The 233-nt window shown below is 67.4% G+C and carries 1 pseudogene; it reads left to right on the top strand.

Annotation, left to right across the window (positions count from 1 at the left end):
- Window positions 1–231: pseudogene (locus OH705_RS28850) on the top strand (LysR family transcriptional regulator); the annotation flags it as partial.
- Between the last annotated feature and the right edge of the window lie 2 nt (window positions 232–233).

Genomic DNA, 233 nt, shown 5'->3' on the forward strand with positions numbered 1-233 from the left:
TCGTCGCTGCTCTACCTGGAGCTGGCGGCCAATACCGATGCGGTGAGCTTCTGGTCGCAGCGTATGCTCGGCCTGCCAATGGTGGCCCAGCTGCTGGAGCCCTTGCGGATCGCCGAGGCCACGCCGGTGGCGAGCATCTCGCTGGTCACCCGGCCGGAGGAACTGATGACCCGTGAAGCCCAGCTGCTGGCCGAGGAAATGGTCGCGGCTTTCCTTGCCGAGCCGGCGTGACC

The sequence above is a fragment of the Pseudomonas sp. BJa3 genome (assembly GCF_026343815.1).
Lineage (GTDB): Bacteria > Pseudomonadota > Gammaproteobacteria > Pseudomonadales > Pseudomonadaceae > Aquipseudomonas > Aquipseudomonas soli.